This is a genomic window from Methylocystis sp. B8 (assembly GCF_005771425.1).
Lineage (GTDB): Bacteria > Pseudomonadota > Alphaproteobacteria > Rhizobiales > Beijerinckiaceae > Methylocystis.
Map to the genome: position 1 here is coordinate 51,986 of NZ_VBTZ01000004.1, position 23,164 is coordinate 75,149.

The following is a 23,164-nucleotide window of genomic DNA, read 5'->3' on the forward strand; positions in this document are numbered from 1 at the left end:
ATTGAGCGGCTCTACTGCCCGCCTTTACGCGCCCCGCGTTGCATCGATGGTCGATGCGCCGCGGACGTTAATTCTCCATGACTGCCGTTAAACGCCGCGCTTTTTTGCAATTATATCGAGGAGGTGAAAATGTTTGCGATTGTCCAAAAACATTTAGCGCGAGTTCAAAGCGGGGGCGCGCGGAGCTCTCTCGCCGCATGGCTCTTTCTCGTTCTGGCCGCGCAACCCGCATCGGCCGACAAGACATATTATCTCGATGAATCGACCGACTTTACTGGCAATGGTTGCGAGAACGCCGACCTGAACGATGTGACGTCGAGCCTGCGAAGCTCTCTCAACTCCAATGGCTGGAGCGGGCAACGATGGACCAATTCAAACGCCTGGCCGCAGGATTATTTTGAATCCACGATGGCTGGATTATCCGGCGTCGACAACCTGTATGGCGACAACTTTCTACTCACGGTATACGCCGGCCACGGCAATCGTGCGCTCGTTCAATTCGGATTCATGCGCAACGGACGCTGCACGGTCAATCTTGAAACACAGGCGCGGCTCGGTCTGCAGGGCGGAAACAAGGCCGTGTATGCCATGTATGTCACGAGCTGCACGCTGAACCTCGATTCGCTTTCGCGCAACTTCAATCACGAAATTCGACAGCAGTTCGGCTATCACAATTCGCCCTCGGTCAAGGACGACCAGCCGCGCGATTTTTTCGAGGAGACGAACTCGAAGACCAATGCGAGAGCCTGGATCGACGAGATGGAAGATCGTCCTGGCTGGTTTACTGGCGACAATTCGCCGATCGCGCTGACGCACGGGCTCGACTCAAGTCACTGCGACTGGGTTCGTGACACAGCCAAATTGCGTGGCGACTCGCTGCTTTTCACGCCGCCGGAGCCCTGGGGCTGGTTCTGCTGGATTATGTACGATCATGGCGCCAGCGGCTGCTGAATATTTTTTAGGAGGCTACTATGAAAAATTTTTATCTCACCGCCCTCTTCGCATTTTCCACGTCGCTTGCAGTGACGGAAGCGCGCGCGCAAGAAACTTCCGACGTTCCGAAACGCGTGGCGACCTTTGAAATGAACTGGAAGAAGCGCGACGGATCAGCGATCTCGGATTTGGCCCGCTCGGCTGCCGAAATCCTCACCGGTCGCGACCTCCGAGCGAAGACTCCCGTCGTCGAACCGGTGAAAAATATCCGCGCGGGTCGTATGCAAGTGATGATTCCCGACGCGCCTTCGCTCGAAATGACCTATCTGCCCGATTACGATGAATTGAGGATCGTCGACACGGAACTTTTTTCCGCGCGCGCCCCCGAGCGTGATCTCGCCCAAAGCGACGCAATGAAAATCGCCCGCAACGCTTTCGACATGCTTGCACAACGGAAGCTGATCGATCCGGCCCAATATGATTGGGAAAAAGCCGATGTGGGCTTCACCTGGGTTGGCGGCGCTTCGCGCGCGTCAAAAGCCAGCGAGCGCAAGCGTGTTGAATATCGCATCACTCTACGGCGCGTGCTCAATGGCATCGAACTGGCGAATGCCGGCCTGCGTTTGGCCGTGCACGCCAATGGACGCTTGTCCGGCCTGCGACTGGGCGGCGTGACTGTTGCATCGAAACAGGGAAGGCAAATGGAAGAGCCAACCGGACGTGGTCGTTGGCTTGAGCCAAAACAGTCGATGGACGCTCTACGCGGCCGCTTTGAGCGCGACATCGTCGCAGCTCAAAAGGCCAAAGCGAACATCGCATGGTCCAAGATCATGTATGTCATGCCGGAGAAGGAGCGTTCATCCGTCGTCGAACCGCTCTATGTCGTGTCCTATTCGCTACAGACGCCAACGCCCGAAAACGAAATGGCGGTCAGCCGTCGCAAAACGATCGGTTTCTCGCTTGTCGATGCGAATGCTCCGCCGGTCGACCTTACGCCGCCAACGCACGAACCGGCGCCTGACCAAACCCAGAAGCCTGGAAAATAACGACGGACGTTAAGGACGTTCAGGGCGACTAAGTATTCATCGAATCGAAGAAGCCCTGATTGTTCTTCGTCTCGCGCAGCTTTCCGAGTAAGAATTCGATCGCGTCGACCGTGCCCATCGGATTGAGGATACGCCGCAGCACATACATCTTCTTGAGGATATCGCTTGCAACAAGCAGCTCCTCCTTGCGGGTGCCTGAGCGCGTGATGTCGATCGACGGGAAGACGCGCTTATCGGCGACCTTGCGGTCGAGAATGATCTCGCTGTTGCCGGTCCCTTTGAACTCTTCGAAGATGACTTCGTCCATGCGCGAGCCGGTGTCGATCAGCGCCGTCGCGATGATCGTGAGCGAACCGCCTTCCTCGATATTGCGCGCCGCGCCGAAGAAGCGCTTCGGCCGCTGCAGAGCGTTGGCGTCGACGCCGCCGGTCAACACCTTGCCGGACGACGGCACGACGGTGTTGTAGGCGCGCCCGAGCCGCGTGATCGAGTCGAGCAGGATCACCACGTCGCGGCGATGTTCGACGAGACGTTTCGCCTTCTCGATCACCATTTCGGCGACTTGCACGTGACGCACCGCCGGCTCGTCGAAAGTCGATGACACGACTTCGCCGCGCACGCTGCGCTGCATGTCGGTGACTTCCTCAGGCCGCTCGTCGATGAGAAGAACGATGAGATAGCATTCCGGATGATTAGTCGTGATCGATTGCGCGACATTCTGCAGAAGAACCGTCTTGCCGGTGCGCGGCGGCGCAACCACCAGCGCACGCTGTCCTTTGCCGATCGGCGCAACGAGATCGATGACGCGGGAAGACAGATCCTTCTTGGTCGGGTCTTCGATTTCGAGCTTGAGGCGCTCGTCCGGATAGAGCGGCGTCAGATTGTCGAAGGGCACCTTATGGCGCACCTTCTCCGGATCTTCGAAATTGATGCTGTTGACCTTCAAGAGCGCGAAATAGCGCTCGCCCTCCTTGGGGCTTCGGATCATGCCCTCGACCGTGTCGCCGGTGCGCAGTCCGAATTTCCGGATTTGCGAGGGTGAGACGTAGATGTCGTCGGGACCGGCGAGATAATTCGCGTCGGGCGAGCGCAGAAAGCCGAAGCCGTCCTGCAACACTTCGACGACGCCTTCGCCGACGATTTCGACGTCCCGGCTCCCGAATTGCTTCAGGATAGCGAAGAGAAGCTCCTGTTTGCGCAGGAGAGAGGCATTCTCGACTTCATGCTCTTCGGCGAAAGCGAGGAGTTCGGCGGCGGACTTGGCCTTCAAGTCCGAAAGTTTAATTTCCCGCATTCAGGATGAACCTTGGGTATTTGGGCGCAGGTGGAGAGAAGCCGGGGATAAGCGGTGGGGCGGGGAATATGGCCTTCCCGAGCGCCGGCGGAAATTCCGGCGATGCCGCTACAAGCAGACACGGGCCTCAGAGGGATAAGCTCCCTTAGACAATTTTGAGATGCGAATCAAGAGCGCGCTTTAGCCCCTGAAAAAGCCGATCCGACCAGGACAGCCGTCCCTCTTGGTCGCTTCATATGATTCAGAACGGCTTGACGATCACCAGAATGACCACGCCGATCATGAGCAAGGTCGGCAATTCATTAACGACGCGGTAATAGCGCGGCGAATGAACATTGGCGTCTTCCGCGAAACGGCGCAGCAGCGCGCCGTCATAGATATGTGCGGCGGTGAGAAGCACGACGAGCGTCGCTTTTGCGTGAAACCAGCCCGACGACAGCGCCCCTCCCTCGATCGCGAGATAGAGACCCGTGATCCAGGCGACGAGCATTGCCGGCGTCATGATATAGCGATAGAGTCGGCGCTCCATGATCTTGAAGGTATCGGAAAGCGGGCCCGCGCTGGCGCTCGCATGATAGACGAAGAGCCGCGGCAGATAGAGAAGCCCCGCCATCCAGGAGATGATGGCGATGACATGCAGCGCCTTAATCCATGCGTACATGGTCACGCCCCCCGTCGCACGCGAGCGACAAGCCGTTCGACATTTTCAATCGGCGTTTGCTGCAAGATGCCATGACCGAGATTGAAAATATGCGGCCGGCCTTTGAATGCCGCGAGAATGGAATCGATTTCGCGGTCGAGCGCATCTGCGCCAGCGACAAGCGCCAGCGGATCGAGATTGCCTTGCAGCGGAACATTGCGCGCAGTTTGGGCGACAGCCCATGCAGGATCGAGCGCCGTATCGATCCCATAGCCATCGGCGCCGACGGTCTGCGTGAGTTTCGGCAAATGCGCGTCGGCACCGCGCACGAAGGCGATCACCGGCGTTCGCTGATGACGCGCCTTGACGCCTTCAATGATGCGGCGAACCGGCTCAGCCGACCAACGCTGGAATTCATGCGCCGGCAAGACGCCAGCCCAGCTGTCGAAAATCTGGACAACTTCAACTCCAGCGTCGATCTGACGCGCCAGATAGTCGATCGAAGCCTCAACCAGCTGGTCGATCAGCTTCGCAAATGCTTCGGGGTAGCGATAAGCGAAGAGACGCGCCGGCCCCTGATCCGGCGTTCCTTGTCCGGCGATCATGTAACTCGCCACGGTGAAGGGCGCGCCGCAAAAACCGATGAAGGCGACGTCGGACGGAAGCGCCGCTTTCACCAGATCGATCGTCTCGAAGACGGGCGAAAGATGTTCAATCTTGAACTCGCCGAGTCGCGCAGCCTGCGCCGGCGTTTCGATCGGCTCGAGTCGCGGCCCGGCGCCGGTCTCGAACGACACAAGCTGACCCATGGCGTCGGGCACGACTAGAATGTCGGAAAAGAGGATAGCGGCGTCGAAGTGAAAGCGCCGGATCGGCTGCAGCGTCACTTCCGCAGCCTTTTTTGGCGAGTAGCAGAAATCGAGGAAACTTTCCGCGGTCGCCCGCACCTCGCGATATTCGGGAAGGTATCGACCGGCCTGACGCATCAGCCACAAGGGCGGAATTTTTCGCGCTTCTCCACGCAGAACCGAAAGAAGCGCCTTTTCCTCCGCCATCCCGTTTAATCCCTCCGTATCGTTCATTGGAGTCGGCGTAGCGTGAATCGGCGTTAAAAGAAAATTCATTTTAAAAGGAATTGATTCTTTATTTGTATCTCGGAAGGCACGAAGGTTAATTTTCATTAACCAGTCGCCCACAGGCGATCGGCGAACGCCCAGCGGCCTCGAGAAGCGCGGGAAAAATCCGGACGGCAAATGGAATCATCGGTATATCGGAAATTCTCGGCGCAGATGATTGTGGACCGCCTGTGAATCCCTGGAATGCCGGCTCCTTCCAAATTCCGTTCGACAGGACTTTGCCTGTTGAGCGCTTGGCCGAGCTTTTCCCGCTGACCGAAGCGCCGCAAATTTCAGCGGCGCTTTATCCCCGCTCTTCGGCTTATGCGCAGGGGCTGTGGATGTGATCGACCAGCAGACCTTTCCCTTCTGGCGCGAATCGGCGCCGCTGATTCTCGCCTCGAAAAGCGCTGGCCGCCGTCAGGCGCTGCTGCATTCGGGCGTGCCGTTCGAATCGATTCCGGCGGACGTTGACGAACGCGCAATCGAATCTAGTCTTGGAGGCGCTGACGCCGACGCGATTGCTCTAGCTTTGGCGCGCGCCAAGGCGCTCGCGATTTCCGCTCCAGGGCGGCTCGTTCTTGGCGCCGATCAGGTCGCAAGCTGCGAAGGCAGGATTTTCGGCAAACCCGCAAATATGCAGGAGGCCGAAGCACTCCTGCGGTTTCTTTCCGGGCGGCGACACCGGCTGCATTCGGCGATTGCGCTCGTCCGCGACGGCGCGATCATTTTCGAGACCGTCGGAGTCGCTGACCTGACGATGCGCAAGCTCACTGATGAATTCATCGCCGCCTATCTCGCGGCGGTTGGAAAAGATACGTTGACCTCAGCGGGCGCCTATCAGATCGAAGGCTTAGGCGCGCAACTCTTCTCGAAGGTCGAAGGCGATCATTGGACAATCATGGGCCTACCCCTTCTGGCGGTTCTCGAGGCGCTTCGACGCGAGGGAGCGCTTCTCTCGTGAGCGGGCAAAAGATGCTCCGCGTCGGTCTTACCGGCTCGATCGGCATGGGCAAGTCGACGACGACCGATATGTTCCGCGCTGAAGGCATAGAGGTGCTCGATTCGGATCGGCTCGTGCACGATCTCTACAAAGGCCCCGCCGCAGCTGAGATTGACCGCGCCTTCCCTGGCGTCGTCACCGATGGCGTTGTGGACCGGCAGCGGCTCGCCGACCGCGTTCTGAACGATCCTGTGGCGCTCAAACGTCTCGAAGACATCGTGCATCCAATGGTGTGGAAGGCGCGCGACGCCTTGATCGAAGAGCGCCGAAAGATCGGCGACCGCATCATCGTCTTCGATATTCCGCTGCTCTTCGAAACCGGCGCCGAAAATGAGTTTGACGCCATCGTCGTCGTCACCGCGCCGGAAGATGTGCAAAAGGCGCGGGTTCTTGCGCGTGGACGCATGACGGCGGAGAAATTTGCGTCCATTCTATCGAAGCAGACGCCTGATTCAGAAAAGCGCGCCCGCGCCGATTTCGTGGTGCATACCGACAAGGGTCTGGACGCAGCGCGCGAAGAGGTGCGAAACATCATAAAGGCGCTTGAAGCGCGGCTTGGATGAAGAATGCGCGAGATCGTTCTCGATACTGAAACGACGGGGCTCGATCCATCGAGCGGCCATCGCGTCGTCGAGATCGGGGCGGTCGAGATCTCCAATCTCATCCCGACCGGCCGCTATTTTCATTGCTATGTCGATCCAGAGCGCGACATGCCGGAAGAGGCGTTTCGCGTGCATGGGCTCTCTCGCGAATTCCTCGCGCAGCACAAAGTCTTTAAGGAGATCGCGGGCGCATTTCTCGATTTTATCGAGGATGCGCCGCTTGTCATTCATAACGCCGAATTCGACACGCGCTTTCTCAACGCCGAATTCGCGCTTATGAATTTGCCGCCATTGGGCGGCGCGCGCATTGTCGACACGCTCGCCATGGCGCGCCGCCGCCACCCCGGCGGCCCCAACTCTCTCGACGCTCTGTGCCAGCGCTACGCGATCGATCTTTCTCGTCGCGACAAACACGGCGCTCTACTCGACGCCAATCTACTGGCTGAGGTCTATGCCGAGCTTTGCGGCGGGCGGCAGGCGGCGCTGTCGCTTCGGACGGTCCATGCCGTGCGTATCGCCGCGTCAGGCGATTTGCTGACGCGTCGCGCCAAACCTCTCCCGCCGCGGTTGAGCGCGGCCGAGGAGGCGGCCCACGTTATTTTCGTCGCGACGATGAAATCGCCGATCTGGGATCGCTATCTCGCCACCGACGAAGCTGAGGCGAGCGTCGCTGGCTAATTCGGCTGAGTTGTCGCCTGGCCCGCGGCTTCGGCCGTCTTTTGCTGATAGAGCGCGACGAAGTCGATCGGGTCGATATAGAGCGGCGGATAGCCGCCTTTGCTGGTCGCGTCCGCCACGATCTGTCTTACGAAGGGAAACAGCATGCGCGGACATTCGATCATCACGATCGGATGAATTTGCTCTTCGGGAATGTTCACGAGCCGGAACACGCCGCCATATTCGAGGTCGAGCTTGAAGAGCAGCCCATCTCCCTCGCCGGCCTTGCAGTCGAGGGTCAGCCCTACTTCAAAGTCCGTCGGCGCCAGTTGCTTGGCGTTGACGTTGACCTGGATCGAAATGTTGGGCGCCTTCTCCTGCGGACCGAGCGAACGCGGCGCATTGGGATTCTCGAAGGAGAAATCCTTCAAATATTGAGCGAGCGAATTGAGAGCCGGAGCGCCGCCCGGCGCTTCTTGCGCGCCGTTGCCATTCGTATCGGTCATGTAAGGGTCTCCAGCAGAGCCGTTGCAACGAGAATTCGCGCCCGCCTAACACGTCTATTAGATGCGAACAAGGCGCGTCCTCATCGCTCCTGTTTCGCCGCGCCGCGCCGCGGCCTGCCCCCCGCGCTGCGCGCTTCGCGGCGCCATTCGCGAGGGTCGAGATCGATCAGGCGAGGGTCGGCGACGCCCGATCGAGCGCGTAATCGCCGCGCGACGTTTTCCCGCACTGAAGGGGATTTCAGCGCCAGTCCGACGAAATCGGAGGCGAAACCTGGCAGAATGAGAAGGATCGAGGCGAGCGCCTGCATCGCGCCGTCCAGCATCGCGCCGTCAACCATGACGCCGCTGTCGCCTTTCGCCTTGGCGGCGACCCGCGCGCGAAGGAAGTCGAGAAGGCGCTTGACGTCGGAAAGGCCGAGAAGCGAAGCGCCAATGGCGAGCGCAATCGCCACGAGAAGCCCCACGGCGCGCACGACGAGCGCGAAGGAGAGAATCTCCAGCACGATCCATGCTGCAAGCGCTGCGCCGATAAGCTTCGAATTCACCGAATTCATCCGTGTCTTGCCTTCTACGCGCGCTCCGTCCGCGGCAATACGCCCGCCCCTTGATTCGTGACATGTGCGAAGCGACATGATAGCCGACCACAGATTTATTCGGGAGTTGCTAATGCCGGGCTCCGGCGATCTCTTTGATCCGACCCTTATCGTTTTCGCGGCGCTCGCGGTTTTCGTCATCTGGAAGCTGCGCTCGGTGCTCGGAATGCGGGTGGATCGCGAAACCCCGCCGCCCGCCCGCTTTGCGCCGCGGCGGCCCGCGCCCGCCACGCTGGCGCCCATGCCGGGCGCTGCGCCCGTCGCAGAAACGCCTTCGCGGCCAAGCGGCGCCGAGCGTTGGGAGGGCGTGGCTGAGAAAGGCGTCGCTTCCGCCTGGAGCGGCCTCGACGCCGTGGCGGCCTCCGATCCCAGCTTCGACGGCAAAGCTTTCCTCAGCGGCGCGCGCCGCGCATACGACCTCATTGTCACCGCTTTCGCCAAGGGCGACCGGGAGACCTTGAAGCCGCTCCTGTCGCAGGACGTTTTCGATGGGTTCTCCTCGGAAATCGCGCGGCGCGAGCAGCAGGGCGAAACGATGGAGACCGCGGTGGTCGCGATCGACTCGGCGACGGTCGACGCCGCCCAGGCAGTCGCCGGCCGCAATGAGGTGACGGTGCGTTTCGTCGTCCGGCTGATGAGCGTGCGTCGGGACAAGGCCGGCGAAACCATCGATGGCGGGCAGACGCGCAAGGTCGTCGAACGCTGGACCTTCGCGCGCGATTCTAAGGCCAGCGATCCGAACTGGAAGCTCGTCGCGACGCAAGCCGAAGACTGAGAATGTCGACGGAAAATGCGCCGCAGTTTTCCGCTTCCGATCTGTTGCAAAGAATAGAGTTCGAAGAGATCGACGGCTTTTCGGCCGACGATCTTTCCGCGGCTTTCCAAGCTTTCCGGCGTTCCGCCGAAATCATCGTCGCCGGCGCGAAAGAGCAGCGCAGCGCGGTTCCGCCGCCGCAATCGCTCCTTGCAGCCGCGCGCGTGGCGCTCGACGGCGCCAATGATCCCGCCTCTTTCTTTCGGGACTGGTTTCGTCTTCACGTCATCAAGACGCCAGGCTTCGTCACCGCCTATTATGAAGTTGAGGTCGACGCGAGACTGTCGCCGGAGTCGGGCTTCGTAACGCCGGTTCTGTCGCGTCCTCTCGATCTCGTAACGCTGAACGACGCGCCTCTTGTATTGTCTTCCGGCGAGAAGCTGACAAGCGCGCGACGTCGGGCTGATGGCGCGCTGGCGCCCTATCCAGACCGGCGCGCGATCGAAGAGGAAGGCGCGGCGCCGAGCGCGCATCCTCTCGCCTATGTCCGTGATCCCGTCGAATTGTTTCTCATTCAGGTGCAAGGTTCGGCGCGATTGCGTCTACCGGGCGGCCCCGCCCTGGCGCTCACCTATGACGGGCGCAACGGATGGCCCTACACTTCCATTGGTCGGCTGATGATCGAGCGCGGGCTGGTGGCGCAAGCCGAGATGTCGCTCGATGTGATGAAGGAGACGTTGCGAAGGCTCGGAACCGCTCCTGGCGAACCGGGTCGGCGGCTGATGCAGGAAAATCGCTCCTACGTGTTCTTTCAGATCGACAAATCGGAACGACGAAGGATTGGCCCAATCGGGGGTCAGGGCGCGCCGTTGACGCCGCTTCGATCGATCGCCGTGGACCGTTCGATCTGGTGCTACGGCCTCCCTTTCTGGATTGATGCGCGAATTCCCTGGCAGGAAGAAACGGAAACGCAATTTCGCCGCTTGATGATCGCGCAGGACACCGGATCTGCCATAATTGGGCCTGCGCGCGCCGATCTTTTCTTCGGCGCGGGCGAAGCGGCGGGTCGTCGCGCTGGCGACGTGCGTCACGCCGCCCATATGATCGTGCTGCTGCCGAAGGACGTTGGGGACGGTCCGTGAGGGAGGAAAATACTCGCCGCTATGCGCGCCGGCTTTCGCAGGCCGAAGCGGAGCTCTGGACGACGGTGACGGCCGACGTCCGGCCTTCGCGCGCGCGTCCGAAAAAGCCGGCGCCATCCTCGCCTTCCCTCGAGACGGGCGCGCCGCCTCCGGCGGCCTCTATCGCTCACGATCGGCCGCCAGCGCCAAAGCCTCCGCCAGGGCCGGTCGACATCGACTCGCGCACCTTCACGAAGATCAAGCGCGGCCGACTCGAAGTCGACGCCAAGCTCGATCTTCACGGCATGCGACAGTCCGAGGCGCAGCGCGCCTTAACGGCGTTCCTGCGCAGGTGCCAAGGGAATGGCGCGCGCATCGCTATTGTCGTGACGGGGAAGGGGCTGACGCGGGAAGAGGGCGGCGTGCTGCGCCGCGTGGTGCCGATGTGGCTCGAAGCCCCGAATTTGCGCGACGTGGTCGTGGGCTTTGGCGAAGCCGCGCGCCATCATGGCGGCGAAGGCGCGCTTTATGTGCGCATCCGCCGCGCCGATCGCGCGCGATAGAGCGCGCTAGCCCGCCGTCGCTTCCCCTGAGACATCGGACGAAGGCAAAGCGACAGGTTCGGCGGGGCGCGTCAAAAAGGCGGCCGGAATATTAGGCTTGCCTTCTTCGGTCAAATGTTGTGCGGAGTCCGGCGGCGGCTTCCATTCGAAGGCGTCGAGCCGGCCGGTGACGGGTGAAATCGGCAGCCAGCTTTTCGAAACGACTCCGTCGGCGATCCAGACCGGATCGCGCGGCGCGCGCGAGCCGCGGGCGAGCCATTCGCGCACCGGACCCGACGGCCCTTGCTCGGCGTCTTCGATCTCGGCCATCAACAGGCAGGTATGCGCAGTCGGATGTCGTCCGTCGGCGACAAGCGGCGCGAGCGAATCTCGCGCTTTGGCGAAATTGCGGGCCGACAGGGCGACCTCGGCGACAATATGCCGGCTCTCGGGCGCATTGGGCGCGGCCCGCGCCAGCTTTTCCACTCGGGCGAGTTTTGCCGCGTTCGACTCGCCCGACAGCGCCTCAAGATAGGCCGCCGCGAGATCGGGATGCGGCTTCGTGGCCCACACCGTTTCGATGAGCTTCAATGCGCTCTTTCGGTCGCCATGGCGAACAAGCACCCGCGCCGCGGCCACAGCGGCGGGCGCAAAGCCGGGCCGCCGCTTCAAGGCCTGGCGCGCGAGATGCAGCGCGTCGTGCGGATGGTCGCGCTCCTTCTCCATCGCCATGGCGGTTTCGACAACCGCGTGCATATTTTGCGCCGTTTGCGCGTCGATGGCCTTGGCCACGAGGCTTGCCTCGATCGCTTCGCGCGCCTTTTCCCAATCGCCCTGCGCGGCGAGATGCTCGAGCATCGCGGATCCCGCCCAGGGCAGCGGCGCGATGTCATGCGCCTCCTTGGCGAAATGATGCGCGGCTTCAGTGTCCTCGCGCCGGCGTGCTTCGATATGCAGCCCGCGCAGCCCGAGAAGTTTCGTCTCGGGCTTCAAGGTCATCTTGTGGAAGGTTTCTTCCGCGACGCGCCGGTCGCCAGCGAGCTGTGCGGCCTGCGCCTTCAGAAACTGCGTAAGCGGCTCGTTCGGCAGTAGGCGTTCGGCGACGTAAGCGGCCTTGCGGGCGCGGGCCGCGTCCCCGGAGCCGACCGCGATGAGGCCCTGCGAAAGGGCGTCAAAGCCTTTATCGCGGCGCTTCATCCGCGAACCGCCGGTCCAGCGGCCCGGCAGACGCACCACTGCGGTGGCGATCGCCCAGAGCAGGATCGTCGCGGCGATGATCAGCAGCAGGCCCGCGACCGCGACCGGTATCGACGCCTCGAATTGATAGCCCGCGAAATCGAGCGTCAGCGAACCCGGCTGCTCGATCAGCCATTCGAGCCCGTAAGCGACGGCCGCAAGCGCAATGATGAAAAAGAGGAGAAACAGCATGGCGATTGGTCCTGCTTATTCCTTCGTTGCGCCGAGCGCGGCGATCGCGCCATGCAGCAGATCGTCGGCCGCCTTCCCCGCGTCTATGCGGGCGCGCAGCGTCGCGCCGAAGTCCTTGGCCTCGTTCTGGGCCGCTTCGGGGAGCGCCGAGAAGAGCGCGTTGGCCTGCGCCAAGTCGCCGTGGTCGAGCGCCGCTTCGATGTGAGCGACCTTTTCTTCGACGGTCTGCGCCTCCGTCGTCGGCGCCTGGCCGGAGGGCCGCACGCGCACGAGTTTGCTCGCGCCCTTCATGAGGTGTTGCGCGAGATCGCCGGAATCGCCGCTTTCCAACGCGCGAATGCGTTTGGCGGCCGGCGCGAAGTCAGCCTTTAGTTGCGTAGCGGTCGGCGCGCCTTTCTCGGCGAAGGGCGTAAGCGCGGCCAACGCCGCCTGGTCCCCGCCGAGCCGCGTTAGCGCCTTGATTTCCACGGCGTAGGGGCGCCCTGCCTCAAGCTCGCGCTGCAGCGCATAGGCGATGACGACGACCGACGCCGGCCCTTCCGCCGTCTTGGCCGCGGAGGCTTCCGGCGCCGCGCGGGTTTCGCTTTTGGGAGCCTCGAGCCGCTCGCGCAGCGCTTTAATTTCGTCGCCGAGTTCGTCGATGCGACCCTCAAGCGCCGTCACCTGCTCGCTGACGGTCAGCGCGCCTTCTTGGCCGCTTTCTGCGGGAGTGGTCGCCAGGCTCGTTTTCGTCGCCGCTTCGGCCGCCACGCGAGCGGCATTGGCGGCCGCCTCCGCCGCTTCCGCGGCGCGCAGCGCGCGTTGCGCCGTGTCTTCGGTTGAATCGACGCGGCCTTGCAACGCGACGACTGCCGCCTTCTGCGATTCTACCGCAGCGTTCGTCGTGGGCTCGGAGCGCGTCTCTTGCGGCAGGGGTTCAACCGCCCTGTCGGCGGGTTTCTGGGGCGCGACTTGCTGAGCCGCAGGCGGCGCGCTCGGCTGAGCCTCGGGCGCTATTTCCGTCGTGCGAGTGGGACCGGCCTCGCCGAAGAGCGAGCGGGCCCTTTCTTGCAGGTCGCCGAAGGCGCTGCTCGCCTGATCGACGTAAGGCTCCGCATAATCGGCGACCGCCTTTAACCGCTCGTCCTTGTCCTTGAAGGCGATCGCCGCATAAAGAGCAGCCCCTGCAAGGAGGATGAGCAGCAGTAACGTCGACAGCAGCGGGAGGAGAACGGAGCGGCGGCGCTTGCGTATGACGGGCGCTGGCGGCGGTTCAGGAGGGATTTCCGCCGGTTCGAGCGGCGCTTCCGAATATTCGACGCGGTTCGGTTCTTCGTCGTCCGGCGAGACCATTGGCGAATCCTTGCTGTCCCGCACCTTTATAGTTGAAGCATCCGGCGCCCGCAAAATGGGCTGCGTCAACTCGCCGCTTCGACAAGCTGCAACGTGCGCCTGGCAATGTCGAGATGCAGACGTTCGACCATTTTGCCGTCGATCTGCACCACGCCCTTGTCGGCGTTTTCCGGTTCGTCGAACACCGCGATGATCCGGCGCGCAAAATCGACCTCTTCATGACTTGGGGCGAAAATTTCGTTCACTGGGCCGATCTGGCTTGGATGAATGAGCATCTTGCCATCAAATCCGAAATCGCGTCCCTGCTCCGCCTCGCGACGCAGACCGTCGAGGTCGTTGAAGTCGTTGTAGATGCCGTCGATGATCTCGATGTTATGGACCCGCGCCGCAAGCACGCCGGCCGAAAGCCAAGAGAGCAGCGCTTGGCGTCCCGGCGTCAATCGCGCGCGGGTCGATTTGGCGATGTCGTTGGGGCCAAGCACCAGAACTTCGAGGCGCGCCGCGTGATCGTCGGCCGCGCTTGCGATCTTTTCGATGTCGAAGACGGCGCGCGGCGTTTCGATCATCGCCCAAAGTCGCGTCTTGTGCGGCGCGCCTGCGGCGACGAGATCAGCCGCCGCCTTCAGGACCTCATCACGCGAATTGACCTTCGGAATGACGATGGCGTCTGGGCCTAGTGGCGCGATTGCCGCGACGTCCGGCCGATACCACTCCGAGCCGCGGGCGTTGACGCGCACCACAAGTTGGCGCGCTCCGTAGCCGCCGCCCGCCACCGCCGCCGCGACCTGCTCGCGCGCCGTCGCCTTGGCGGATTCGGCGACCCCATCTTCGAGTTCGAACATCAGGACATCGGCGGAAAGCGTCTTGCCTTTCTCCAGCGCGCGGGCGTTCGAGCCCGGCATGGCCAGCACGCTGCGCTTCAGTCGCGAAATCATTCAAAGCCCCAGTGTCGAAACGGTCCGGCCATCTCTTGACCCCGCCGCGTGATCTACACAATAACCGCAAGGTTCGCCATCCGCCTGGCATAAGGCGCACGAAGGGAGCGTTAAATGGCAGATGACGAGGCGTCGCCCGGCGCGACCGGTCTGCCGCAAGCGCTCGTTGAGGGGTATGAGTCCTTCCTCAGCGGGCGTTTTCTTGCCGAGCATGACCGGTTCGAAGAATTGGCGGTCAAGGGCCAGACGCCCAGAACCATGGTCATCAGCTGCTGCGACTCGCGCGTCGCGCCCGAAGCGATCTTCAACGCCGGTCCGGGCGAGCTTTTCGTCTTGCGCAATGTCGCGGCGCTGGTCCCGCCTTTTGAGCCCGACGATCATTATCACGGCGCTTCGGCGGCGCTCGAATACGCCGTCATGGCCCTGAAAGTTTCCGACGTCGTCGTGCTCGGCCATGGCCAATGCGGCGGCGTTCGCGCCTACGCGGAAATCGCCGCGGAGCCCGACGCGCCTCGGCTGAGCCACAGCGACTTCATCGGCGACTGGATCAAGATGCTTGGCCCTGCGGCGGATCGCCTTGGGGTTCCGCCCAATCCCAGGGACAGTCTCTACGTCGAGCGACTCGAATTCGAAGCGGTAAAGCAGACGCTGCGCAATCTGCGCTCCTTTCCCATGATCCAGGTGCTCGAACATCATAGGCATCTGCGGCTGCACGGGGCCTTGTTCCGGATCACGGACGGCCGGCTGTTCGTGCTCGACGAATCGACCGGGGCTTTCAACCCCGTTTGCGAGAAGGCCTACGCCGCCGCTTTCGCCGAGGCGCGCTTTTGACGCCGGGCGGCTCGTCTGACTCAAGCCACATTCCGTTCATCGCCGGTCTGCGCGAGATCGCCGGCGGCTATCACGCGATTCTCTGCGACGGCTGGGGGGTGCTGATCGACGGGCGCCGCCATTTCCCCGAAGCCGCCGAGGCGCTGAAGCGTTTCCGCGCGAAAGGCGGGACGGTCGTGCTGATCACCAACGCCTCGCGGCCGGATGAAGAGGTGCGCCGACAGCTCCTTGGCCTTGGCGTCCCGCAAGACTGTTTCGACGATCTCGTTTCCGCGGGCGAGCTCGCGCTGCGCGAGATCGTGGCGCGCAATGGACAAGCGGTCTATCACCTTGGCCCGGCGCGCGACGATGGTCTCTTCCGCGAGGCGGCGCGCCGCGTCGGCGCGCCGATCATGCGCGTCGGGCCGGAAGCCGCCGATTACGTCGTTTGCACCGGACTCTTCGATGAGCGCAACGAAACGCCTGCGGACTATGACGAACAGCTGGCGACGCTGAAAGCGCGCGATCTGACGATGCTCTGCGCCAATCCCGACATCGTTGTCGCGATCGGCAATGATCTCGTTTACTGCGCCGGCGCCTTGGCGGAGCGCTATGCGGCGATCGGCGGCCGCGTCCTGACCTTCGGCAAGCCGCACGCGCCGATCTACGCCGCCGCCTTGGAGCGGCTCAAAAATCTGCATGGCGGCGAAATCGACAAATCGCGCACGCTGGCGATCGGCGACGGCGCCTTCACGGACCTCGCCGGAGCGGGCCGCGCCGGGCTCGATTGCCTTTTCATCATCCATGGCGTGCATCGTGAGGAACTGCATCCCGAAGGGGGCGCGCTCGATGAAACGGCGCTTGAATCGCTCTTTACGCGCGCTGGCGCTCGTCCCAAGGCTTTGGCTCGCGAGCTTTTCTGGTAAAAGGGGCTGCGCAGGCCTCTCCTGCGGTCACGTCCGCGACGCAACTCTCCGGTGCCTCCATGTCGACGCCGTTCAAAATCTACTATTTCGAAGATCTGAGCGTCGGCATGCGCGAGACGCTGATGAAGGCGGTGATGGACGACGACGTGATCGCCTTCGCCGATCTTTCCGGCGATCGCAATCCGATTCATCTCTCCGATCACTTCGCCTCGAAGACCCGCTTCGGCGAGCGCATCGTGCACGGCCTCTATACGGCCTCTCTCATCTCGACGGTCATCGGCATGTATCTGCCAGGTCCCGGCGCCGTCTATCTATCGCAGACCTTGAATTTCCGCGCGCCGGTGAAGATCGGCGACGTTATCACCGTCATTGTCGAGGTGGTGGAGCTCATTGAAAAAGGCCGGCGCGCCAAGCTCAAATGCGAATGTCTCGTCGACGGCAAGGTTGTGCTTGACGGCGAGGCCTTCGTCATGGTGCCGAGCCGCGAGCAGGCGATCCGCGCCCCAGCGCCAGCGCCGGTGGAGGCGAAGCCGGCCTCAGCTTAATTTTCGGGCCCGCCTTGTCCGCGTCCTTCATCGTCACGCGCGACCCTGACGCGCCGCCGCTCGGTCTCGAAGGCGCCGTCGCCGCAATCGGCAATTTCGACGGGCTGCACAGGGGCCACCGCGGCGTCATCGCCCGGGCCCAGGCGCTCGCCGCAAAACTTTCGCGCCCTTGCATTCTCTTGACCTTCGAGCCTCATCCGGCGGATTTCTTCGCCGGACAAACGGTAATTTTTCGCCTCACGCCCCCTGACGCGAAGGCGGCGCAAGCGGCGCGCCTCGGACTCGACGGCGTGATCGTTCTCACCTTTGACAAGGACTTTGCGCAAAGCCCGGCCCGCGTCTTCACCGAAGAGATCCTGCACAAGCGGTTACGGCTTTCGGCCGTTGTCGCCGGCTATGATTTTCGTTTCGGCGCGGGCCGCGAGGGCGGACCGGAGTTTTTGCGCGCAGAAGGGGAAAGACTCGGGATGATCGTCGAGATCGTCGACCGCATCACTCAGGACGAAGAGGGCAGCCTCGAAGCGGTGTCCTCGACGGCGACTCGCGAAGCGCTCGAACGCGGCGACGTGGCGCTTGCGCGGCGGCTTCTTGGCCACCCCTATTTCGTCCGCGGGACCGTGTGTCACGGCGACAAGCGTGGGCGTGAATTGGGCTTTCCCACCGCCAATATCGCACTTGATCCGGCCAATCGGCTTAAGCACGGGATTTACGCCGTGACGATCGAAGTCGATGGCAAAATTCATCACGGCGTCGCGAGCTTCGGTCGTCGGCCCACCTTCGACAATGGCGCGCCGCTCCTTGAAGTCTTCGTCTTCGATTTCGACGGCGATCTTTACGGCAAAGAGGTCGAAGTCGCCTTCTATGGTTTCATCCGATCAGAAGCGAAATTCGACAGCGTCGAGGCGTTGGTCGAAAGGATGCGCCTCGACGCCAAAGAAGCGCGAAGAATAATGGCCGATGGCGGCGTGGCGGGCCAGAGCGCATAATCTGTTGCCATAATCTGCGCGCGATCTAGCTTGGGGACAGGAGGAAAGCGCCATGGACGAAGAGCCCAAGGGACGGGTCGAAATCATCTTGCCAGGCGAGGAGACCGAGGCCTCTCGGCTCTGGGTCGCGACCGGCGCCGGGCGGATCAAGGTCGTCAAGCTATCGCCGTGGCAGAGCCTGATCGTCACCGCGGCGCTGCTGCTGTTTCTGTTCATAGGCTTTACGCTGCTTTCCGGCGCGTTTCTGGTGTTGCTGCTCATCGCTGTGGTCGTTGGCGGTTTCGCCTATCTGGCCGGCCTGCTGGGCCTGAGACGGCCGCGCTAGCTTGGTTCCCCTTTACAGTTTGGTTTGCGCTGATATTGAGGACCAGATGCCTTTCCTGATCGCCATTCGAATTACCGTCCCGGGCTGCGCGAGATCACGCTGCATTTGGGCGATAGCCCAAATGCAGATGACGTGATCGATCCAGTAATTTGGCGCGCGCCCTATGCGAAAAACCGGGTTCCACTTTTTCGCGGCGCGCTCCTTGAGCTGATCGCTCGCGCAAGTCCGGGTACGGCGCGGTTGGCGCTCTTTCCACAATTCCTCTAATCAGCGCGATGACAGCGGCGGTTATGGCGCGTCACGTCGCCCGAGCGGTTTTCACGACAATGAACGACGACAGCCCGAAAGGGCCGGACTATTCGAAGAGCCTCTATCTGCCGGTCACGGATTTTCCGATGCGCGCCGGCCTGCCGCAGCGCGAGCCGGAAATCCTCAAGCGCTGGGAGACGATCGGCCTAGAAAAGAAGATGCGCGAAGCCGGCGCAGGCCGACCAAAATTCACGCTTCACGACGGGCCGCCTTACGCGAATGGCAATATTCATATCGGCCATGCGCTCAATAAGATCCTCAAGGATCTCGTGACGCGCAGCCAGCGCATGACGGGCAAGGACTGCGTCTATGTGCCGGGCTGGGATTGCCACGGCCTGCCGATCGAATGGAAGATCGAGGAAGAGAATTACCGCGCCAAGGGCAAGCAGAAGCCGGACTTCTCCCATCCCGACGCGATGATCGCCTTCCGTCGCGAATGTCGCGCCTATGCGCAACATTGGCTCGACGTTCAGCGCGAGGAATTCAAGCGCTTAGGAGTAGCCGGCGAATGGGATCATCCCTATTCGACGATGGCCTATCCGGCGGAAGCGACGATCGCGCGCGAGATCATGAAATTCGCGGCGAACGGCTTGCTCTATCGCGGCTCGAAGCCGGTGATGTGGAGCGTCGTCGAAAAAACGGCATTGGCTGAAGCTGAAGTCGAATATGAGGATTATACGAGCGATCAGGTATGGGTGGCGTTTCCAATCCCGCGCGGCGCCGAAGGGGAGCTGAGCGACGCGCGCATCATCATCTGGACGACGACGCCCTGGACGCTGCCCGGCAACCGCGCGATCTCCTTCTCGTCGAAAATCGATTACGGACTTTATCGAGTCACTCATGCGCCGGATGGCAATTGGGCGCTGCCTGGAGCGAGTTTCGTCATCGCTGACAAGCTGGCGAGCGATGTGTTCAAGGCGGCCAAGGTCGACGGTTATGAGCGTTTGCACGACGTGCCCGCCGCGATGCTCGCCGAATTGATCTGCGCGCATCCGCTCGCGCATCTTGGCTATGACTTCGACGTGCCGCTTTTCGATGGCGAACATGTCACTGACGATACGGGCACGGGCTTCGTGCATACGGCGCCGGGCCATGGCCGTGAGGACTTCGACATCTGGATGGCGCATGCGCGCGCGCTGCAGTCGCGCGGCATCGATTCTCGGATTCCCTATGCGGTCGACGAGGACGGCTTCTATACGAAGGACGCGCCGGGCTTTGAAGGAAAGCGCGTCATCACCGAGAAGGGCGACAAGGGCGACGCCAATGAGGCGGTGATCGCCGCGCTGATTCAATCCGGCAATCTCATCGCGCGCGGAAAATTAAAGCACCAATATCCGCATTCATGGCGCTCGAAGAAGCCGGTGATCTTTCGCAACACGCCGCAATGGTTCATCGCAATGGATAAGCCGTTCGGCGCGCCGCCCTACCTCCCCCTTGCGGGGAGGTCGGCCGCCGAAGGCGGTCGGGTGGGGGGCCAAGATGTATCACCCCACCCCACATCGCTTCGCGATGCGACCCTCCCCGTCAAGGGGAGGGAGAAAGCATCCTTCGAGACGCGCGCTTCGCACGCTCCTCAGGATGAGGTTCCTGGGAATCTACCGACTCTGCGCGAGATCGCGCTTGAAGAAATTGCGCGCACGACATGGACGCCGGCGGCGGGAGAGAACCGCATCCGCGGGATGATTCAAAATCGCCCCGACTGGGTCGTGTCCCGCCAGCGCGCCTGGGGCGTGCCGATCGCGGTCTTCGTCAAGAAGAATACCCATGCGCCGCTCGTCGACGCGCACGTCAACGCACGCATCATCGAGGCTTTCGAGAAGGAAGGCGCCGACGCCTGGTATGAAGCGAACGCCGCCGAACGTTTTCTCTCGCCCGAATATAGACCCGAAGATTACGAGAAGATCGCCGACGTTCTCGACGTCTGGTTCGATTCAGGCTCGACGCACGCGTTCACGCTCGAAGACCCCATTCATTTCCCGATGCTCGCCGGCATCCGCCGCAAGCGCGACGGCGGCGAGGACGAGATCATGTATCTCGAAGGCTCCGATCAGCATCGTGGCTGGTTTCATTCCTCTCTTCTCGAAAGCTGCGGCACGCGCGGCCGCGCGCCTTACGACGCCGTGCTGACGCATGGCTTCGTGCTCGACGAGAAGGGACGCAAAATGTCGAAGTCGCTCGGCAATGTCGTCGCGCCGCAAAAAATCATCGCCGATTCCGGCGCCGACATCATGCGTCTCTGGGTCGCGGCGTCGGACTATGCCGACGATCTGCGCGTCGGTCCCGAAATTCTCAAGACCTTCGTCGAGCTTTATCGCAAGCTGCGCAACACGCTGCGCTGGATGATCGGCGCGCTTGCGCATTATCAGCCAAACGATGATGCGGCGATCAGCGAGGCGGGAGAACTCGAACGCCTCATGCTCCATCGTGTGCATCAGCTCGACGAGTCGATCCGTGCGTCATATGCGACATACGACTATAAGCGCGTCGTCGCGCTGCTCACCCATTTCATGACGAGCGATCTTTCGGCCTTCTATTTCGACGTGCGCAAAGACGCGCTCTATTGTGATCCGCCATCAAGCGTCAAACGCAAGGCGGCGCTCGCGACCATCGATAGGATCTTCCGCGGCGTCACGACATGGCTTGCGCCAATTCTCGTCTTCACGGCCGAGGAGGCGTGGCTGTCGCGTTATCCGAATGGGCAGTCGGTGCATCTCGAACATTTTCCGACCGTTCCCGACGCATGGCGCGACGACGCGCTTGCGGCCAAATGGGAGAAGATCCGTAAGATCCGCTCCGTCGTCACCGGCGCGCTCGAAATCGAACGCGCGCAAAAACGCATCGGCTCTTCGTTAGAGGCGGCGCCGATCGTCTACATCTCGGACGATTCATTGCGCGCAGCGCTCGATGGCGTCGATTTCGCCGAAATCTGCATCGCCTCGGACATCCGCGTTCTCCCGGGGGAAGGCCCGCCGGAGGCGTTCCGACTGCCGGAAGCGCCCGGCGTCGCCGTGGTTCCGCAACGCGCCGCCGGGGTCAAATGCGCGCGCTCGTGGAAATATTTCGACCCCGCGACGGCGGATCGAGATTTTCCCGACGTGACGCCGCGCGACGCGCAGGCGTTGCGCGAACTTGTCGCGCTTGGCCGCTGGAGCGGGGTAGGCTCTTAAGTGAACGTTCTTCTCGCTTTTCTCGCCAATACGATCGTCAATTTCATCATCGGCCTGACGGTGGCGAAATTTCTCGGCCCCGAGGAATACGGCCGCTTCGCGCTCGCCTTCTCCATCGCCGTCGTCGTGCAGACGGCGCTCTATGACTGGCTGCGTCTTTCGGCGACGCGTTTTTATTCGAAGCGCACGCGCGACAAGGAGCCAGTCGTACGCTCTACTCTCGATGCGTCCTTCATCGCGGTCACGCTTTTTCTCGGAACGGCGACGGGAATTTATGCGCTGATCGGCCCGCCGCTCGACTTCGAAACCAACCTCATACTGCTGGCGCTACTCACAGCGGTCGCTAACGGACTGTTTGACTATTGCACGGCTCTGGTGCGCGCGCGCTTTCATGACCGCGCCTATGTGCGCCTGATGCTCGCCAAAAATGCGCTGGCGCTCGTGCTTATCGGCGGCGGCGCCTTTATCTTTCATTCGGCTGCCGTGGCCCTCGCGGGTGGAATTGCAAGCCTGTTCGGCACGGTCGTTCTTGGCCGTCGCGCGCTTCTCGACCCCGGCGCCGATATTTACGCAGCTTCGAGTCAGAATGCGCGCGCGCTCGCAGCATACAGCGCGCCGATTGTGGCGGCTCATCTTCTCTATCAGGCCATGCCGCTAGCGGCGCGTTCGATCGTCGCGAGCGTCTTCGGTTTCGCCGAGACCGGCCAGTTCGCGCTCGCCTATGATCTTGGCGTGCGCGCGGTGCAGGCGCTCGGTTCGGCCCTCGATGTTCTTCTCTTTCAGATCGCCGTCGCGGCGCATGAACTTCACGGCGTCGATCGCGCCAAGGAGCAGATCGCGCGCAACATGGGCATCGTCGTCGCCTTTCTGTTGCCAGCCTGCGCCGGACTCTGGTTTGTCATGCCGTCGATCGAAGCCTTGATCGTTCCGGCGCAATATCGTGGTCCGTTCGGCCATTACCTCGGCCTGCTCTTGCCCGGCCTCTTCGCAATGGGCGTCATTCTCTTTGGCGTCAATCCGGTGTTTCAGATCGAAAAGAAGACGACGCCGCTCATTGTCGCGGCCCTTGCGGCGGTCGCCTTCGGATTGGCGTTGCTCTTCATTTTGCCCTGGGGCGAGGACGCCTCCAATCTCGCCATCGCGCAGGGCGGCGCCTATATTGCGGCGCTTGTCGCGACCGTCTATTTCGCGTTGCGCACGCAGCCCGTTTGGCCGTCGTTTTGGGACATCTTCGCGGCGCTTGTCGCGACGGGCGCGATGTCGCTTGCCCTTACCCCGCTTCGCGAGATGACGCCGGGCCTTCTCACGCTGATCGCGCAAATCCTTGTCGGCGTCGCCGTTTATGGGCTCCTGACCGTCGCTTTCAACATCGCAGGGCTCGGCGATCTCGTCGCGTCCTTGGTCGGCCGTCGGTTCGTCCGCCCGTGACGTAACCCGTCGGCGTCGCCATATGTTAGGCTAGATCACGCTGCATTTGTGCGGAATCGCCCAAATGCAGATAACGTGATCGATTCCAAAAGTTGAGAGCGCGCTCCACGCGAAAAACCGGTTCCCACTTTTTCGCAGCGCGCTCTAACGGTCGAAAGGAGCGCGCC

General features: G+C 62.1%; 23 protein-coding genes. 15 read left to right on the plus strand and 8 right to left on the minus strand.

Annotated features, from left to right (window positions below; translation table 11 throughout):
* Nucleotides 1-129: 129 nt before the first annotated feature.
* Nucleotides 130-951: a DUF6345 domain-containing protein gene (locus FEV16_RS08920; protein ID WP_138167281.1), complete on the plus strand. Its 822-nt coding sequence runs from the start codon at nucleotides 130-132 to the stop codon at nucleotides 949-951.
* Nucleotides 952-971: 20 nt separating this feature from the next.
* On the plus strand, nucleotides 972-1,979 hold the full coding sequence (locus FEV16_RS08925) for a hypothetical protein (protein ID WP_138167282.1): 1,008 nt from the start codon (nucleotides 972-974) through the stop codon (nucleotides 1,977-1,979).
* Nucleotides 1,980-2,007: 28 nt separating this feature from the next.
* On the opposite strand, the gene rho is transcribed toward FEV16_RS08925, so the two are convergent.
* The 3 genes from rho to hemE form a co-directional block, all read right to left on the minus strand.
* Nucleotides 2,008-3,273 (minus strand): transcription termination factor Rho, encoded by a 1,266-nt coding sequence (gene rho / locus FEV16_RS08930; protein WP_138167283.1) that lies wholly within the window; start codon nucleotides 3,271-3,273, stop codon nucleotides 2,008-2,010.
* Nucleotides 3,274-3,514: 241 nt separating this feature from the next.
* Nucleotides 3,515-3,934 (minus strand): protoporphyrinogen oxidase HemJ, encoded by a 420-nt coding sequence (gene hemJ, locus FEV16_RS08935; protein WP_138167284.1) that lies wholly within the window; start codon nucleotides 3,932-3,934, stop codon nucleotides 3,515-3,517.
* 2 nt (nucleotides 3,935-3,936) lie between these two features.
* Nucleotides 3,937-4,968, minus strand: a complete 1,032-nt coding sequence (hemE, locus tag FEV16_RS08940) for a uroporphyrinogen decarboxylase (RefSeq protein WP_138167458.1) — start codon at nucleotides 4,966-4,968, stop codon at nucleotides 3,937-3,939.
* Between the two features lie 403 nt (nucleotides 4,969-5,371).
* Between hemE and FEV16_RS08945 the strand changes: the two genes are divergently transcribed.
* Genes FEV16_RS08945 through dnaQ form a run of 3 tightly spaced genes read left to right on the plus strand, consistent with a single transcriptional unit; the run spans nucleotide 5,372 to nucleotide 7,311 of the window.
* Nucleotides 5,372-5,992, plus strand: a complete 621-nt coding sequence (locus tag FEV16_RS08945) for a Maf family protein (RefSeq protein ID WP_246657244.1) — start codon at nucleotides 5,372-5,374, stop codon at nucleotides 5,990-5,992.
* An 11-nt stretch (nucleotides 5,993-6,003) separates the two neighbouring features.
* Nucleotides 6,004-6,594, plus strand: a complete 591-nt coding sequence (gene coaE / locus FEV16_RS08950) for a dephospho-CoA kinase (protein WP_138167459.1) — start codon at nucleotides 6,004-6,006, stop codon at nucleotides 6,592-6,594.
* Between the two features lie 3 nt (nucleotides 6,595-6,597).
* On the plus strand, nucleotides 6,598-7,311 hold the full coding sequence (dnaQ, locus tag FEV16_RS08955; RefSeq protein WP_138167286.1) for a DNA polymerase III subunit epsilon: 714 nt from the start codon (nucleotides 6,598-6,600) through the stop codon (nucleotides 7,309-7,311).
* Here dnaQ and secB read toward each other — a convergent pair.
* Nucleotides 7,308-7,796: a protein-export chaperone SecB gene (secB, locus tag FEV16_RS08960; RefSeq protein WP_138167287.1), complete on the minus strand. Its 489-nt coding sequence runs from the start codon at nucleotides 7,794-7,796 to the stop codon at nucleotides 7,308-7,310. The genes dnaQ and secB overlap by 4 nt on opposite strands.
* A gap of 80 nt (nucleotides 7,797-7,876) precedes the next feature.
* Nucleotides 7,877-8,350, minus strand: coding sequence for an FxsA family protein (locus FEV16_RS08965; RefSeq protein WP_246657245.1), 474 nt, complete (start codon nucleotides 8,348-8,350; stop codon nucleotides 7,877-7,879).
* Nucleotides 8,351-8,462: 112 nt separating this feature from the next.
* On the opposite strand from FEV16_RS08965, the gene FEV16_RS08970 reads away from it, so the two are divergent.
* Genes FEV16_RS08970 through FEV16_RS08980 form a run of 3 tightly spaced genes read left to right on the plus strand, consistent with a single transcriptional unit; the run spans nucleotide 8,463 to nucleotide 10,827 of the window.
* The gene (locus FEV16_RS08970) at nucleotides 8,463-9,164 is read left to right on the plus strand and encodes a Tim44/TimA family putative adaptor protein (protein ID WP_138167289.1); all 702 of its coding nucleotides are present in this window, start codon (nucleotides 8,463-8,465) and stop codon (nucleotides 9,162-9,164) included.
* 2 nt (nucleotides 9,165-9,166) lie between these two features.
* A complete protein-coding gene (locus FEV16_RS08975) occupies nucleotides 9,167-10,285 on the plus strand; it encodes an MltA domain-containing protein (RefSeq protein ID WP_138167290.1) in 1,119 nt (372 codons plus the stop codon).
* The gene (locus FEV16_RS08980; RefSeq protein ID WP_138167291.1) at nucleotides 10,282-10,827 is read left to right on the plus strand and encodes a Smr/MutS family protein; all 546 of its coding nucleotides are present in this window, start codon (nucleotides 10,282-10,284) and stop codon (nucleotides 10,825-10,827) included. Before FEV16_RS08975 ends, FEV16_RS08980 begins: the two co-directional genes overlap by 4 nt.
* A 6-nt stretch (nucleotides 10,828-10,833) precedes the next feature.
* On the opposite strand, the gene FEV16_RS08985 is transcribed toward FEV16_RS08980, so the two are convergent.
* From FEV16_RS08985 to FEV16_RS08995, 3 genes are all read right to left on the minus strand, one after another.
* The gene (locus tag FEV16_RS08985) at nucleotides 10,834-12,234 is read right to left on the minus strand and encodes a heme biosynthesis HemY N-terminal domain-containing protein (RefSeq protein ID WP_138167292.1); all 1,401 of its coding nucleotides are present in this window, start codon (nucleotides 12,232-12,234) and stop codon (nucleotides 10,834-10,836) included.
* 15 nt (nucleotides 12,235-12,249) lie between these two features.
* A complete protein-coding gene (locus FEV16_RS08990; RefSeq protein ID WP_138167293.1) occupies nucleotides 12,250-13,566 on the minus strand; it encodes a hypothetical protein in 1,317 nt (438 codons plus the stop codon).
* A 65-nt stretch (nucleotides 13,567-13,631) separates the two neighbouring features.
* Nucleotides 13,632-14,501, minus strand: coding sequence for a CoA ester lyase (locus FEV16_RS08995; protein WP_138167294.1), 870 nt, complete (start codon nucleotides 14,499-14,501; stop codon nucleotides 13,632-13,634).
* Nucleotides 14,502-14,615: 114 nt separating this feature from the next.
* On the opposite strand from FEV16_RS08995, the gene FEV16_RS09000 reads away from it, so the two are divergent.
* From FEV16_RS09000 to FEV16_RS09030, 7 genes are all read left to right on the plus strand, one after another.
* The gene (locus FEV16_RS09000; protein ID WP_138167295.1) at nucleotides 14,616-15,332 is read left to right on the plus strand and encodes a carbonic anhydrase; all 717 of its coding nucleotides are present in this window, start codon (nucleotides 14,616-14,618) and stop codon (nucleotides 15,330-15,332) included.
* Nucleotides 15,329-16,237, plus strand: a complete 909-nt coding sequence (locus FEV16_RS09005; protein WP_138167296.1) for a TIGR01459 family HAD-type hydrolase — start codon at nucleotides 15,329-15,331, stop codon at nucleotides 16,235-16,237. Before FEV16_RS09000 ends, FEV16_RS09005 begins: the two co-directional genes overlap by 4 nt.
* A 59-nt stretch (nucleotides 16,238-16,296) precedes the next feature.
* On the plus strand, nucleotides 16,297-16,782 hold the full coding sequence (locus FEV16_RS09010; RefSeq protein WP_138167297.1) for a MaoC family dehydratase: 486 nt from the start codon (nucleotides 16,297-16,299) through the stop codon (nucleotides 16,780-16,782).
* A gap of 14 nt (nucleotides 16,783-16,796) precedes the next feature.
* Complete coding sequence (locus FEV16_RS09015) at nucleotides 16,797-17,768, plus strand: bifunctional riboflavin kinase/FAD synthetase (protein ID WP_138167298.1); 972 nt, start codon at nucleotides 16,797-16,799, stop codon at nucleotides 17,766-17,768.
* 52 nt (nucleotides 17,769-17,820) lie between these two features.
* Nucleotides 17,821-18,093, plus strand: a complete 273-nt coding sequence (locus FEV16_RS09020; protein ID WP_138167299.1) for a hypothetical protein — start codon at nucleotides 17,821-17,823, stop codon at nucleotides 18,091-18,093.
* A gap of 326 nt (nucleotides 18,094-18,419) precedes the next feature.
* The gene (locus tag FEV16_RS09025) at nucleotides 18,420-21,569 is read left to right on the plus strand and encodes an isoleucine--tRNA ligase (RefSeq protein WP_138167300.1); all 3,150 of its coding nucleotides are present in this window, start codon (nucleotides 18,420-18,422) and stop codon (nucleotides 21,567-21,569) included.
* Complete coding sequence (locus tag FEV16_RS09030; protein ID WP_138167301.1) at nucleotides 21,570-22,997, plus strand: lipopolysaccharide biosynthesis protein; 1,428 nt, start codon at nucleotides 21,570-21,572, stop codon at nucleotides 22,995-22,997. It abuts the gene before it with no gap.
* The last annotated feature ends 167 nt before the right edge of the window (nucleotides 22,998-23,164 follow it).